This is a genomic window from Exiguobacterium sp. s11, assembly GCF_018619015.1.
GTDB classification, from domain to species: Bacteria; Bacillota; Bacilli; order Exiguobacteriales; family Exiguobacteriaceae; genus Exiguobacterium_A; species Exiguobacterium_A indicum.
In genome coordinates, this window is sequence record NZ_JACSNF010000001.1 from 679,018 (window position 1) to 692,074 (window position 13,057).

Annotated in this window: 15 protein-coding genes; 4 read left to right on the forward strand and 11 right to left on the reverse strand. The window is 44.0% G+C overall.

Going from position 1 to position 13,057, the window contains the following annotated elements; all coding sequences use genetic code 11:
• Positions 1-8: 8 nt before the first annotated feature.
• From KNQ12_RS03840 to KNQ12_RS03850, 3 genes are all read right to left on the reverse strand, one after another.
• Entirely contained in the window at positions 9-1,406 is a 1,398-nt protein-coding gene (locus KNQ12_RS03840; RefSeq protein ID WP_214746422.1) for a cytochrome ubiquinol oxidase subunit I, read from the reverse strand.
• Positions 1,407-1,641: 235 nt separating this feature from the next.
• On the reverse strand, positions 1,642-2,754 hold the full coding sequence (locus KNQ12_RS03845; RefSeq protein WP_023468860.1) for an N-acetyldiaminopimelate deacetylase: 1,113 nt from the start codon (positions 2,752-2,754) through the stop codon (positions 1,642-1,644).
• Positions 2,738-3,628 (reverse strand): transcriptional regulator CcpC, encoded by an 891-nt coding sequence (locus tag KNQ12_RS03850; protein WP_029342184.1) that lies wholly within the window; start codon positions 3,626-3,628, stop codon positions 2,738-2,740. The genes KNQ12_RS03845 and KNQ12_RS03850 overlap by 17 nt, the downstream gene beginning before the upstream one ends.
• Before the next feature lie 65 nt (positions 3,629-3,693).
• Here KNQ12_RS03850 and KNQ12_RS03855 point away from each other — a divergent pair, with 65 nt between their 5' ends.
• A complete protein-coding gene (locus tag KNQ12_RS03855; RefSeq protein WP_214746425.1) occupies positions 3,694-4,089 on the forward strand; it encodes a disulfide bond formation protein B in 396 nt (131 codons plus the stop codon).
• A gap of 49 nt (positions 4,090-4,138) precedes the next feature.
• Here KNQ12_RS03855 and KNQ12_RS03860 read toward each other — a convergent pair whose 3' ends face one another.
• The 8 genes from KNQ12_RS03860 to KNQ12_RS03895 form a co-directional block, all read right to left on the reverse strand.
• Positions 4,139-4,276: a hypothetical protein gene (locus KNQ12_RS03860; protein ID WP_214746428.1), complete on the reverse strand. Its 138-nt coding sequence runs from the start codon at positions 4,274-4,276 to the stop codon at positions 4,139-4,141.
• A 12-nt stretch (positions 4,277-4,288) separates the two neighbouring features.
• Entirely contained in the window at positions 4,289-5,410 is a 1,122-nt protein-coding gene (locus KNQ12_RS03865; protein ID WP_214746431.1) for an FAD-dependent oxidoreductase, read from the reverse strand.
• 115 nt (positions 5,411-5,525) lie between these two features.
• Positions 5,526-6,344 (reverse strand): ammonia-dependent NAD(+) synthetase, encoded by an 819-nt coding sequence (gene nadE / locus KNQ12_RS03870; protein WP_035396689.1) that lies wholly within the window; start codon positions 6,342-6,344, stop codon positions 5,526-5,528.
• A 33-nt stretch (positions 6,345-6,377) separates the two neighbouring features.
• The gene (locus tag KNQ12_RS03875; protein ID WP_023468865.1) at positions 6,378-6,824 is read right to left on the reverse strand and encodes a BsuPI-related putative proteinase inhibitor; all 447 of its coding nucleotides are present in this window, start codon (positions 6,822-6,824) and stop codon (positions 6,378-6,380) included.
• Between the two features lie 79 nt (positions 6,825-6,903).
• A complete protein-coding gene (locus tag KNQ12_RS03880) occupies positions 6,904-7,116 on the reverse strand; it encodes a hypothetical protein (RefSeq protein ID WP_023468866.1) in 213 nt (70 codons plus the stop codon).
• A gap of 360 nt (positions 7,117-7,476) precedes the next feature.
• Positions 7,477-8,568 (reverse strand): conserved virulence factor C family protein, encoded by a 1,092-nt coding sequence (locus tag KNQ12_RS03885; protein ID WP_214746434.1) that lies wholly within the window; start codon positions 8,566-8,568, stop codon positions 7,477-7,479.
• Positions 8,569-8,654: 86 nt separating this feature from the next.
• A complete protein-coding gene (locus KNQ12_RS03890; RefSeq protein WP_035396687.1) occupies positions 8,655-9,368 on the reverse strand; it encodes an alpha/beta fold hydrolase in 714 nt (237 codons plus the stop codon).
• Between the two features lie 8 nt (positions 9,369-9,376).
• Positions 9,377-9,934: a GNAT family N-acetyltransferase gene (locus KNQ12_RS03895; protein WP_023468869.1), complete on the reverse strand. Its 558-nt coding sequence runs from the start codon at positions 9,932-9,934 to the stop codon at positions 9,377-9,379.
• 111 nt (positions 9,935-10,045) lie between these two features.
• Between KNQ12_RS03895 and KNQ12_RS03900 the strand changes: the two genes are divergently transcribed.
• The 3 genes from KNQ12_RS03900 (at position 10,046) to brnQ (ending at position 13,011) form a co-directional block, all read left to right on the forward strand.
• Positions 10,046-10,798, forward strand: a complete 753-nt coding sequence (locus tag KNQ12_RS03900) for a hypothetical protein (protein WP_235147585.1) — start codon at positions 10,046-10,048, stop codon at positions 10,796-10,798.
• Positions 10,799-11,045: 247 nt separating this feature from the next.
• Positions 11,046-11,339 carry a hypothetical protein gene (locus KNQ12_RS03905; RefSeq protein WP_023468871.1) on the forward strand — a complete coding sequence of 98 codons (294 nt, stop codon included), beginning with the start codon at positions 11,046-11,048 and terminating at the stop codon, positions 11,337-11,339.
• Between the two features lie 346 nt (positions 11,340-11,685).
• The gene (gene brnQ, locus KNQ12_RS03910; RefSeq protein ID WP_214746437.1) at positions 11,686-13,011 is read left to right on the forward strand and encodes a branched-chain amino acid transport system II carrier protein; all 1,326 of its coding nucleotides are present in this window, start codon (positions 11,686-11,688) and stop codon (positions 13,009-13,011) included.
• Positions 13,012-13,057 lie beyond the last annotated feature (46 nt).

A 13,057-nucleotide genomic window follows, 5' to 3' on the forward strand; every position in this document is an offset into this window, starting at 1 on the left:
TTCCCTCCTTACTTGTTATCATCCACGAACATAGCTTCCCCACGCGCGTGGTGGTTTTCAGCAAGTTCTTGAAGTTCTTTTCCAACCGGGTTTTTCTTGAACATCCGTAATAATACGACTGTACAAATCGTACCGAGCATCAAGTACAAGGCACTGAATAGAATCAACATCGGACCAACAGCAGTTGATGTCGTCGCCGCATCTGCTGTCCGCATGATGCCGTACAGTGTCCAAGGTTGACGACCAATTTCAGCATACATCCAACCTGCTTCAATTGAAATCATCGCCAGAGGTCCACCGATGAAGACACCTCTTAAAATCCATTTGTTATAAGGATTTAATTTTTTCAAACGGAATGCCAAGATGAACAAGGCAGAGATGGCAGCCAAATACATACCAATCGAAACCATGATATCGAAGAAATAGTGAACGATCAGCGGTGCTTGATCTTCTTTTGCGAACTCATTTAGACCAATGACTTCTGTATCTGGAGCTCCACCCGCAAGAATTGAGAGTGCATATGGGATTTTGACGGCACCCTTGATTTCATAACTGCCGTCTTCTTGCTGATCAAGTATCCCACCGAAGATCAACTCGGCTTCACTTGTCGTTTCAAAATGCCATTCAGCAGCTGCGAGTTTCTCTGGCTGGTATTTCGCCAAGTATTTCCCTGAGAAGTCCCCGACAAGTGCCGTCGAGAAGGCAAAAATCAATCCAGCCATGACCGTTAAGCGAAATGCTTTTTTGTGATACGCTGTTTCCGCTGCCGAGAGTGTTTTTTTGCGGAGTAAGTGGAACGCCGCGATTGCCGCCAAGATGAATGCGACTGTTAAATAAGCCGATACGATGACGTGTGTTGCTTTTGTAGGTGTTGCTGTATTGAACATTGCTTTCAATGGTTCAATTTGCGTTAGCGTTCCGTTGACGATCTTAAATCCTTCTGGTGAGTTCATGAAGGAGTTGACCGTCGTAATGAAGAATGCTGATGCTGTCGCACCAATGACGACCGGAATCCCGATCAACCAGTGTAACCATGGGTTTTTGAACCGATCCCACGTGTACAGATAAATACCGAGGAAAATCGCTTCAAAGAAGAATGCGAATGTTTCCATAAATAGCGGTAGTGCGATCGTTTGACCAGCCACTTGCATGAGTGACGGCCAAAGTAGTGATAATTGCAATCCGATGGCCGTCCCTGTCACGACACCGACTGCGACGGTAACGACGTATCCACGCGTCCACCGTCTTGCTAATAAAATATAATCCGGATCTTTGCGTTTCAGACCGATGAATTCAGCTGCGAGTACCATGAGTGGTACCCCGACGCCAATCGTCGCGAATATAATATGAAACGCTAATGTGAGCCCTGTCAACAATCGACTGAGCAATACGGGATCATTGAACATGTATATAGCCCCCTCTTCCTAAAACATACTTCTCTATATGGTCTATAACCGTATCATAGAGAACATAACCCTTTATGTCTTTTTATAATGTTTGATGTAACAAATTGTTCACATGTGCACGTGATTTTTTTCACAAAATGTTCGAAAACTCCTATTCTTACATATATAAAAAGCTTTCCCATTCTTGATTTCGAAAGGGAAAGCTTAATGTCCTTCATTATTTCATAAAACTTTTTTAAACATATTCTCGGAAATAATGATCGAGTAAATCAATCACAAATGGAATCGCGGATTCATCCGGATTCAAGGTTGGTTGATGAAGTCCAGATGTCGGATTGTCGACTCCAAGCCAAAACATCATCCCTGGAATTTCCTTCAACATGAATCCGAAGTCTTCTCCTGTCATTGCTGCATCACATTCAATGTAGTTCGCATTCATCTTGACGAATGATGAAAATTTATCAACGATGTGTCGGTCATTGACGACCTCGTAATAACGATTTCCGAATTGCAGATCAATCTTGACGCCAAAGGAAGCTTCGATTCCTCGAATGATGTCACGAACGCGTCGTTCCAGTTTTTCCATGTCTTCCCCATTGAGTGCGCGCATCGTACCGTCAAGAACTGCTCTACCGGCGATGACGTTTTCTCGAATCCCGGCATCGACCTTTCCGATCGTGATGACGCTACAGTTCATCGGATTGATGGATCGGCTGACGATTGTTTGCAATTGCATGATTAAGGCTGCTTGCGCGACGACCGTATCAATCGTCAAATGAGGAAAGGCCGCGTGACCACTTTGACCATAGATCGTGATATGGACTTCTCGAGCACTCGCGAACAAGACGCCGGGACGGCTTGCAATCGTACCGACTGGATACTCCGGTGCGACGTGAAGACCATACATCTCACTTGGACGATATTTTTCAAACAACGGACTTTTAATCATCGGTTCTGCCCCGCCCGGACCTTCTTCCGCTGGTTGGAATAAAAAGACGACATCATCCATGACCGGCAATTCAATGATTCGTTTCATCAACCCTAACGCAATCGACGTGTGCATATCGTGACCACAGGCATGCATGAAGCCTGGATGTTCCGAGCAAAATGGAAGACCTGTCGCTTCTTCGATCGGTAACCCATCAATGTCTGCCCGGTATCCAATCGTCCGATTTCCAGTCAATCCTTTCACTCGAACGAAAACTCCCGTTTCAAACGTATCATACGTGACACGATCTGGTGGATAAGCACGAATTTGTTCCAATATAAAAGCTTGCGTCTTAAATTCCTTGAACCCTGGTTCTGGTATTTTATGAAGCGCGCGCCGCATTTCAATGGCGTATTCCATCTGACTGACTTCCTCCTTCTTCTTTTACGATGTCCCAAAATGCTTGAACTTGTTTTAGTTCAAGCATCGATTCCGTAGACAAAATCCATGTATCTCGCTTTAATATCTTTCCGGACGATGTTTTTAACGGAAGCTGCATGACTTCATTTGATTGTTGGATCGTCGACTCGGGTAAAATCGCAAATCCAATTCCATGTAGAGCCATCTGCTTACATGTCTCGATTTGATCGACGACCAGCGTCCGAGATGGTGGACTTGCGAACCGATCTTGCCACCATTCTAAAATTTCTTGATAGTACGTTGAATCACTCTTGAACTGGATGAATGGTCGATCCGTCACGCGTAACTGTTCGATTGACGTCAACTCACTATCGACTAAATAGAGCGGATCCGAGAAAAGACGTTCTTTAACACCTTTCCAGTCCGGGTTTCCACGAATGATCCCGATATGAAAATGTTCCTCTAACATATGACGCATCATCTCACTGGACCATCCCGTGACGAGCTGAACACGGACATGCGGATAACGCTCAACGAATCGTTTCAAGACACGCGGGAGCCAGTATTGCCCCATGATGGAAGCGACGGCAATTCGAAGCGTTCCATAAACAGCACCCTCTTCTGCCGTCAATTCACTTTTTAACTCAAGTTCCTTCCGATTCATCTCTTTTGCGAGACCGATTACTTTTTCTCCTTGTGGTGTGATGCTTAACCCACGCGATGAACGAATGAATAACTTTGTTCCCCAGCGTCTTTCAATCGCAACGAGACGTTGACTAAGTGCAGGTTGCGAGACGAATAATCGTTCAGCAGCGCGCCTCATATTCAATTCTTCCGATAAGGTGATCAACATTTCCATTTCCGACACTTGCAATGTGAGATTCGACTCCTCATGATATAAGATGGCATTAGTTTAACACGTTAGAAAGGACGATACATATGACACGCTATCATTTTATGTTCATCATCTCAACGATTGCAACGCTTGGCAGTCTCTATTTCAGTGAAATTCGTGGATTCATCCCCTGCCCTCTCTGTTGGTGGCAACGACTATTCATGTATACGACTGCCTTTTATTTGCTCATCTCGCTATTCCGGTCAAAAACGATTGATACACTCTTCGTCCGCCTGTATGTGCTTGCTGGCTTTGGTGTCGCCTTGTACCACGTCATTCTTGAGCGCTTACCCGATGGCGAAGCGTTATGTACAAGCGGCTGTCTCATCAAGTGGGTCAACTATTTTGGTTTCTTGACGATTCCGATGATGAGTCTCATTGCCTTTACATTACTCTTGATTCTAGCGTTCTATCCAGCACGTTCGAACAATGAAGCATAAGATACAAAAAAGAGAAGTCGATTCGACTTCTCTTTTTTGTCGTTTGATATCACGCCCATCGATTGAAGACGCTGACGGCGCTTGAGAACGCAAGCTCTGAGAGCTGTCCCGTACCTTCACACCAGTCCCCGACGAAAGCGACACCTGCATGATCCGGAATATGAGTCGCAAGCGGCGCTTGCCCCATTTTCCATTTGATTTATTGTACGACTGCTCGTTTGATCGTTCGTTCTGCGACGATACGTTGTCGCCAATCTGCAAAATAAACGTCAAGCATCTGTTCGATTCCTGTTCGGACATGTCCAATATAATCAGGATCCTCAAGTCGATCGTGTTCAAGGTAGGCGATTGCTTGAAGGACTTGACCATCCTTCGGTGCAAGACTTGCATCATAATGCGATAAATCAGTGATGAACGCTCGATGCGAACGGTCGTAGATGTATGAATACGGTGTTTGGATATACGGATGAAGTCCAAGATCATACACGAATACTTCTACCGGTTCATGGCTCGCGTACGGTGTAACAAATCGCTGAATGGCAGTGGGGGTCGCCATTTTCAAGATTTCACGCGGTGGTACGGCAAAGATGATCCGTTCGACGTTCCATTCTTGTTTCTTTCGATCACGTACTAAGAATCCTGTCGTAGTCGATTCGACTGCTGTTATTTTTGTTTTTTTCAGGATCTCTCCACGGTTTTCTAGGATGATCCGTTCCAACTCCTGAACTAACCCTTGCCATCCACCTTCGATGTATGAGACAGGCTTGCGCGTCCGAAAAAGTTTTTGATAATACTCGAAATAGACGTCTGACGGAATTTTTTCGGGTTCTGCCGTAAAAAAGTTCGTTGATGCCAAATCAAGCATCAACTGTGCCACTTGTTCATCGACTCGTTCTGTTTTTAACCATTGCCCGATTGATTGTTGCGGATCCCCTCGTTCGACTCGTAAAATCGTTTTAATGATTTCCCATGTGAAACGTACTTTGTTCGTTCCTTCGATGACTTCTGTTTTCAATAATCCCCAGGCATTCGCAGGAATTGCCGTCAAATGACCTGAAAACTCATATTTCGCACGACTTGCTGAGAAATCCAGCCACGTCACTTCGATACCAAGCTGTTTCGTTAATTTGCGAAGAATCGATTGATCGCGTCCATAAATCGCATGAGCACCGTAATTAAACGTAAATCCTTTTACGGTTTGAGAGGTGGCACGTCCTCCAAGTAATCCCGCATCCCAGAGCGTGACCGGCGTTCCTTGTTTTGCGAATAATGCCGCTGCCGTCAAGCCGGATAACCCTCCACCTATGATACCAATCGTCATACTTCCGCCTCCTCAATCGTCATTTCTTTTCTTTTCCCATAACGATTGAAGAAGAATCGAAGAACATGAAAAAAGGCGCGATTTCAATCTTGAAATCACGCCTCCTTATTTTGGATTATGCTTTCCACCATTCATCGAGTGGTGAGACCGGCATATGATGCTTGTGTCCAACACGTTTATACTGCGTCTCTAACTTTTCTTGACTTGCTTCTGAAATCGTCTTTCCTTCCAAGTAGTCATCGATTTCTTCATATGTCATACCAAGTGCCACTTCGTCTGGTAGTGCCGGACGATTTTCCTCAAGGTCTGCTGTCGGAACTTTTTCAATCAAGACTTCTGGTGCGTTCAAGTAACGTAACAGTTGTTTCCCTTGCCGTTTATTCAGTCCTGTCAATGGCGTCAAATCACATGCACCATCACCGTGTTTCGTGTAGAATCCCGTCACGAATTCAGCTGCATGATCCGTTCCAACGACTAAACAGCCATAATGAGCAGCTAAATCATATTGGCTTTTCATTCGCTCCCGCGCTTTCGTATTTCCTTTACTAAAGTCGGAAAGTTCTGCACCTGTCGCTTCTTTGAACGCCTGCATCGATGCTTCGACTGCTGGTTTAATGTTCACACGAAGCGAATGATCCGGTTGAATGAACGTCAAGGCTGTCTGTGCGTCTGCTTCATCTTGTTGTTCCCCGTAAGGCAAGCGGACCGCATAAAATGCGACATCTTTCCCCTCTTCTTTTCGCAACTCTTCAACTGCCAGTTGGCACAGACGACCTGCGAGCGAAGAATCTTGTCCCCCTGAGATGCCCAATACGAATCCTTTTGCTCCTGTATGGTTGAGATACGCTTTCAAGAAGGCTACCCGCTCGTTTACTTCTTGTGCTGGGTCAATGACAGGCTTTACTCCTGTTACTTGGATGATTTCTTTTTGCATGAATCGCTTCACTCCTTCACATTGTGTTGATCGTCATTTTGAATCAATCATTTGTTGATCCGTCGTTTGTTTTGCACTTGCTCCCTTGAATTGACGGATTGTCGATACGCGAACTTCCGTGCTATCACCTAAAGAGGAGATTGGTAATTCAACCGTATACTGTTTCGTTTCATGTTTCGTGAACGTATCTTTTTCAATCGCTTGCGTGAATACTTGCTCTTTCTCAAAATCATACGTTACGTGTTGTTTCGCATCAATCAATTGAGCCTGAAAACGTTGTGAGGAAGGATACGTCACGTTCACACTGTGATCATTTGGATTCGTTAAAGAAATGTCTAATTGCATCATGTCGTCCTGCTTTGTCGTTTTGACTGCGATCCGAATCGGTTCGTTCGTAGTTGTTGTTGCCTGTTGTTTCTTTTCTTGGCAACCTGCTAAACAAACAGAAAGCAGTAGCAGAATGAAAACGAGACGTTTCATCTCATCCCTCCTTTTATCTCTAATAATTTTATCACAAAAAAAGCGAGAGAGGATTCTCCTCTCTCGCACGGTTATTCACTTATGCCACAGGTAAAGTCGATGGATTCATCTTGAATGAAAACAATTGCTCTAGTCCTGTCGCAAACAGTTCGTCACAAATATCCTCTGCCGCGTTTGCTGGTGCGACTAATGTAATCGTACGACTGTCGATTGTTTCGATCGTTACATATACCCCTGTTTTTGTCCGTTCCTTATATCCTACTGCTAAATCAGTTTCAGCGAAAAGTAACATATCCCCGATTCTCCCCTTTTCTCATTCATAATGCCCAGCCAAGAGATGACCTACATGTTCCGAATTCGTTATTGTAGGTTAACTGTACCAAAGGGCAGAAAAAAGAAGAAAATTGTCATTCGACATTTCATTTCAAAACAATATTTCAATTTCATCAGGGATATTTTGGAATAATCCATTTAGTTGTTAGATGCAAGCGTTTTAATAAGCATTTCCAACACATTTCATTTCGATTTCAAAAAGATGACAACATGATTTTGATTATTTTACCAGTATTTTTAGGAAACAGGGAATATATACCTAGACAATTAGTGACTCATTTTGTCGAATGATTCTCTCACTCAATTATTTTTTAAGTTCTCATGAACTTTCATCTATCATTCGATTCATTTGCTGCCAAACCGTTCCTAGTGCTTCTTCCCCACTCTCGATCCGCGTTAATGCGAGTTCGGCTTGTAGAGCTACTTCATATTCCCGGTCTTGGCTTGCTTCACGCAGTCTTGGGATTGACTGTTCCGTTCCGACATCAAACAGGAAGCGTGCAGCTCGCCAGCGTACTAATTTATTTTTATCCGCTAACGCTTCCATCATCATTGGTTCAGCTTCTGGCATCGCCCAATCTGAAATCGTATCGCCTGCTGTCCGACGAACGATCCCTGACGGATCATGCAGTGCACTCGTCAAATACTCTAACAGTTCTTCTCGGTGATCTTCGAACATCCCAAGCTTTACAATCGCTTGACGCCGAATTTGCATCTTCTCATCCTGTAACAGGCGAGCATAAGCTGGAACCCATTCCATCTCAACAGGTAATTCATCGAGCGCCGCGAATCGTTCTTTCCAATCGGATGATTGAATCGCTTGACCGCTAAACGTAATATCTTCTCCTGCTGCGAGCGACTTGAGACGTTCGAGACGTTCGACTGGATAGGCAATCTCAATCTCATTCGCTACTTCACGCAAACTTTCGTCAAGATCTCCGTATCGAGGTGCTTGTTCCACCCAGCGTCGATCGCTAATGACATTCTGAACGAATGGTTGGACGAATAGCGCTGCTTCTCGGAAACGTTCCGACAGTCCTTCTCGTTTTTCTTCTAATCCTTTCACACCTTTGATTTGCATCGGTACGCCTAAAATGAACTGCACGAATAGATGGACAGGCTCATACTCAGCATCTGTCTCGTGCTGTTCAACATCATTCAACGTTTCACCGAACGCACGTCGTATATCGATGACAAGCGAGCGCCAATCATATTTCGGATAACGCTCGATCGATAAAAAGTCACTGACCTGATAAACGAACTTAACGCCAGGTATTTCAAGTAATCGCTGAATGTGTTCCGGTGCGCCAAAGGCATGCTCGAATGTCTGCCCCTTTTCCGAAAAGACCTCATCAACGATGACTTTCATGTTATTTGGACTTGGTGTTGGTTCAATCGCTACGATTTTCATGTGTATCCCCTCCATTTCTATCATTTCAGATATCTAATCTGAAATGCAAAGCAAATGCCCTACAGACGTGACTGTAGGGCAAAAACTTACTTGAATGCCTCTTCGATGATTGCAACGAAAGCATCCGGTGTCTCAAGCATCCCCATGTGTCCACTGTCTGTTGACCGATGTATGAGATGATCATTCTTTGGTGCAAATGCACTTTCCTCTGAAATCAGTTGATCTTTCGTGCCGTGAATGATGACACCCTTCACGTTTGACCTCGTCAAGACCTTCGTCATATCTCGCCGATCTCGCATCGCAGAGAGCGCACGAATCGCTCCTTCGACCGTCATCATGTACCCGATTTCAAGTGCTTCAGCGACAGCGAACTCATCTGCCCCTTCAGCGAATAAGGATGGAACAAGACCATTGACGAATTCTCTGACACCGACTTCTTCAACGCGTGTGATGTTTTGATTTCGTTTTTGTTTCGCTTGTTCATCATCTGCTTTAGCTGTCGAATACACAAGACCGTATCCACTGATTTGATCCGCATACCCTTCAACGATTGCAGCTGTGATGTATCCACCAAAGGAATGTCCGATGATGATTGGCTTTTTGATACCACGTCGATCAAGTTCATGCATGACCCATTCGGCAAAGCCTTCAATCGTATCCGGACCAACATCAAGTCCCTCATGCCCCGGTAAACTTAGTGGTAAGACATCAAAGGAATGTCGTAAATTTGCCTCTACCCGATTAAAATAATCTGTTCCTCCTGTAAATCCATGCAGGAGTACAAGTGTTTGTTTTTCCATTGACTACCTCATCCCTTCCATTCAGATGCGAGCATACGGTACATCGTCAAATCCATGAAACGACCATGACTGTATGCATAATCTTCTAGTAATCCTTCTGCTTTGAATCCTAATTTTTGAACCAATGCGTTAGAAGCGAGGTTTTCAGGTGCGACGAGGGCGCTGATTCGATGGAGAGCAAATTCTTCAAAGCCATATGTCAGAACAGCTCTTGCCGCTTCCGAAGCGACACCACGTTGCCAATAATCTTGACTAACTTCAAAACCAATTTCAGCCCGATGGTATTGAGACAGCCAGTTATGAAAACCGATCGTACCGATCAATTGATTCGTTTGTGCATCAGCAATTGCCCAGCGAATCGCTTTACCTTGCGTGAACTGTTCTTTAAAGTAACTGATGACATTTTTAGCTTCATAGACCGTCACGAGCGGATCTGATCCGTAATAATACATGACTTTATCGTCCGATAGGATTTTAAACAATTCGCGTGCGTCACGGTTTTCGAGCTCACGTAATATGAAGCGCTCGGTCCGCAATTCCGGGAAAGGCTTTCGCAAGCCCCACATGCTCCATCACCTCTCTTTATGCTTCTCTATGTAGTATGCCCGTTTTCAGAAGTAAATATCCTTTCAGGCAATTCGAAGTTTTGCTACTATTAAATTATGAAGGAGTTAGTCATGGAAAGGAAGCGAAGTGGTATGTCGAGTGCGTTACTTTACTTATATGAGGACGAGGAAAATCAACGATTAACGATGTCAGGAGTACATTTCTCTGATTTCGCTGCAGCCGTCGATTTGAAACGTCCTTTACTCATTTCAGGAAGTGATTTCAAACAGACGAAACAATCGTTTCGAACGATGCTTCATTACATCGAAGCGCATGAGATCGAACAGTTTTCACAATCAACGGATGTCCAGCGTCATCCTTTGACTGCTATTGATATTCGCTCCTCTCATTCGCTTGATGTATTGACGGATGTCGAAATCGCGGAGTTATTATTTTTAATGCATATGAAACGAGGGACACCGCTTCCTTTCCTTGACTCGATCGAGAATGAACTGGTCTATTTTAGCGAACACGATGGTCTTCATGCTTCTGTTTACTTGAAGGATTGGTCACGGGTAGAACAACTTATCTCTGATCTCGTACAACGGAAATTTCGTCAGCACGCACGATCCGTCGCCTCGATCGCTTTAACAGCTGAAATCATGATTCATATCCGTCATCTTCTCAAAGAAGGAGTATTGATTGATTTCGAAAGTGCAAAACGGTCTGTTTTCTCAAGAAATATCACGATTCCCGTCTATGTAGCAGGACGGTACGAAGACATGAACGTATTACATGAAGATTTTGAAGCAGAGAAAGAATCGATCCTTCGACGTGGATCGCTTGTTTGTCGCAAAAAGAAATGGAGTTTTGAGTTAGATTGACCTTTAGCATCTTTTTCTTTTGGAAAAGGATGCTTTTGTTCTATTTGAATTTCATATCACGATTGCCTCTTAACAGGTATTCCTATCCATATGACAATATTGTTAAAAAATTTTTCGAATTTTCACACAAAATAAGACTAGCATCTTGTGAAGACTTCGCTATAATGAGGATAACCTTTTCAAGATAGAAGTTAGACCCTGTTTTTTATAGGGATAGTACTGGAATCAGCAGAAGGAGGAATTCAATATGGATCAGTTAAAAGTGAACGGAATTGGCTCATTCACGAAATTTGCGACAAATGGGAACATCCTGAAATTAAAGGATGCGACACTCGGTGAAGTGAAATTGTCGCTGAATGAAGCGAGTTCAATGACCATCGCCCCTGTCGATGAAGAAAATGGACTTTTCATCATTAGAGGGCAACAGCAGGAATCGCTTGTTGAACTGACGTTACCACGTCAATCCTGTGAGGTCGTTCACGCTTGGCTCCTCCATAAATTGAAACGCCACAAAAAAACGCGCTCGATTGCAACGAGCTGATATGTAATCCGAAACGCCTCTAGTAGAGAACCTCATCTCTACTAGAGGCGTTATTTATTTTCAAAAATTCGGTGATGAATTTTCAGAAAATATTGTTTTATTAAATTCTTCATGTTATCCTTAGAAAAATTCAAGCAGGAGGTTTTAAACATGACACACGCAACGCTCATCCAAGAACGACTGATTGTGATTAAGAGTAGGGACTGAAGATTCATTTCTCGTTTGAGAAAATGAAGATCCAGGCCCTTTTCGTCATTTCGACAAGGCGTCTGAGCAAACGACGCCTATCCACAAACTTAGTGGATGAGGCTTTTTTTATGAAATTAGGATGAATGGAGGACAACACATGTTTAAGACAAAAGATACATTTGCTTTAGGATTTATGATTTTTGCTTTATTTTTCGGTGCCGGTAACCTGATCTTCCCACCGGAACTCGGTGCGCTTGCGGGTTCACAGTTCCTTCCTGCCATCCTTGGTTTTATCGTAACGGGTGTCGGTCTTCCTTTGCTCGGCTTACTTGCAGTTGCCTCTATCGGGGGTGGCATCAAAACACTTGCTGCACCACTCCCTCGTTTTGTAGGTGCTGCCTTGACGTTCGCACTCTATGTTGCGATCGGTCCCTTTTTCGGAATTCCGCGCACATCGGTTGTCACGTATGAGCTCGGAGTCGTACCATTTCTTGGTGCTCCCTCACAAATGACGTTGATCATCTCATCGAGTCTCTTTTTCCTTGCCACACTTTATCTTGTACTACGACCAGGAAAATTACTTGAGATCATCGGGCGTTTCATCACACCATTATTACTGATTGCTCTTGCTGCATTAAGCATCAGTAGCATCATTTCGCCACTTTCGGGTGTCGCTTCACCAAACGAAGCGTATGAGACGACTGGACAGGCATTCATTCAAGGTTTCCTTCAAGGATACTTAACGCTTGATGCACTCGGCGCCTTGGTATTTGGTGTCGTCGTACTGCATACATTGAAAAGCCGAGGCGTTCATGAACGAAAAGCACAATTTAAAGTCGTCACTCGTGCCGGAATTATCGCTGCCACTGCTTTGACTCTCGTCTATGTCGGACTTGGAATGATCGGACGTAACACATTTGCCGCCATCGGAAAAGTTGATGGTCCAGCACTTCTTCAGCATTATGCAAATACTGCCTTCGGCTCAATTGGTTTAGCTGTACTTGGTCTTGCAATTCTGCTTGCATGTTTGACGACATCAGTTGGTCTCGTCACCGCATTTGCAGAATATATGATGACGATTTTCAACCGTGTATCTTTAAAAGCGGCAAGTATCTTCACGACTGCTCTTGGTCTTACGGTATCGATCGTCGGATTGCAAACATTGTTATCCATTGCTGTTCCGGTATTGATGTTCCTTTATCCAATCGTCATCGTCTTGATCGCATTGACATTCATGCGTCATCTGTTCCGTCGTAAGTCGGTTGTTTATCAATCAACTCTTGGTGTAACAATTTTCTTCTCATTATGTAGTGCGTTGAATCAACTTTCGCTTTTCCCGGGAAATCTTAAGACGTTCTATCAATCCTTACCTTTAGTGGATCAAAGTTTAGAATGGTTATTCCCAACACTCATCGCCTTCGGTATCAGTTCATGGTTTGGACACGTTTCCAGTGCTTCTATCACACAAAAACGCGCTAGCTAGTGATTCCGCTTTCATCGCTATGGTATGATGAACAAAATGGTTCTAT

What these genes read in the sequence shown, in the direction of transcription:
- KNQ12_RS03875 (WP_023468865.1), bottom strand. Translation starts at nt 6,824, where the DNA reads ATGAAACGTCTCGTTTTCATTCTGCTACTGCTTTCTGTTTGTTTAGCA.
- KNQ12_RS03900 (WP_235147585.1), top strand. Translation starts at nt 10,046, where the DNA reads ATGGAAAGGAAGCGAAGTGGTATGTCGAGTGCGTTACTTTACTTATAT.
- KNQ12_RS03855 (WP_214746425.1), top strand. Translation starts at nt 3,694, where the DNA reads ATGACACGCTATCATTTTATGTTCATCATCTCAACGATTGCAACGCTT.
- KNQ12_RS03890 (WP_035396687.1), bottom strand. Translation starts at nt 9,368, where the DNA reads ATGGAAAAACAAACACTTGTACTCCTGCATGGATTTACAGGAGGAACA.
- KNQ12_RS03865 (WP_214746431.1), bottom strand. Translation starts at nt 5,410, where the DNA reads ATGACGATTGGTATCATAGGTGGAGGGTTATCCGGCTTGACGGCAGCG.
- brnQ (WP_214746437.1), top strand. Translation starts at nt 11,686, where the DNA reads ATGTTTAAGACAAAAGATACATTTGCTTTAGGATTTATGATTTTTGCT.
- KNQ12_RS03895 (WP_023468869.1), bottom strand. Translation starts at nt 9,934, where the DNA reads ATGTGGGGCTTGCGAAAGCCTTTCCCGGAATTGCGGACCGAGCGCTTC.
- KNQ12_RS03860 (WP_214746428.1), bottom strand. Translation starts at nt 4,276, where the DNA reads ATGGGGCAAGCGCCGCTTGCGACTCATATTCCGGATCATGCAGGTGTC.
- KNQ12_RS03845 (WP_023468860.1), bottom strand. Translation starts at nt 2,754, where the DNA reads ATGGAATACGCCATTGAAATGCGGCGCGCGCTTCATAAAATACCAGAA.
- KNQ12_RS03885 (WP_214746434.1), bottom strand. Translation starts at nt 8,568, where the DNA reads ATGAAAATCGTAGCGATTGAACCAACACCAAGTCCAAATAACATGAAA.
- KNQ12_RS03880 (WP_023468866.1), bottom strand. Translation starts at nt 7,116, where the DNA reads ATGTTACTTTTCGCTGAAACTGATTTAGCAGTAGGATATAAGGAACGG.
- nadE (WP_035396689.1), bottom strand. Translation starts at nt 6,344, where the DNA reads ATGCAAAAAGAAATCATCCAAGTAACAGGAGTAAAGCCTGTCATTGAC.
- KNQ12_RS03840 (WP_214746422.1), bottom strand. Translation starts at nt 1,406, where the DNA reads ATGTTCAATGATCCCGTATTGCTCAGTCGATTGTTGACAGGGCTCACA.
- KNQ12_RS03905 (WP_023468871.1), top strand. Translation starts at nt 11,046, where the DNA reads ATGGATCAGTTAAAAGTGAACGGAATTGGCTCATTCACGAAATTTGCG.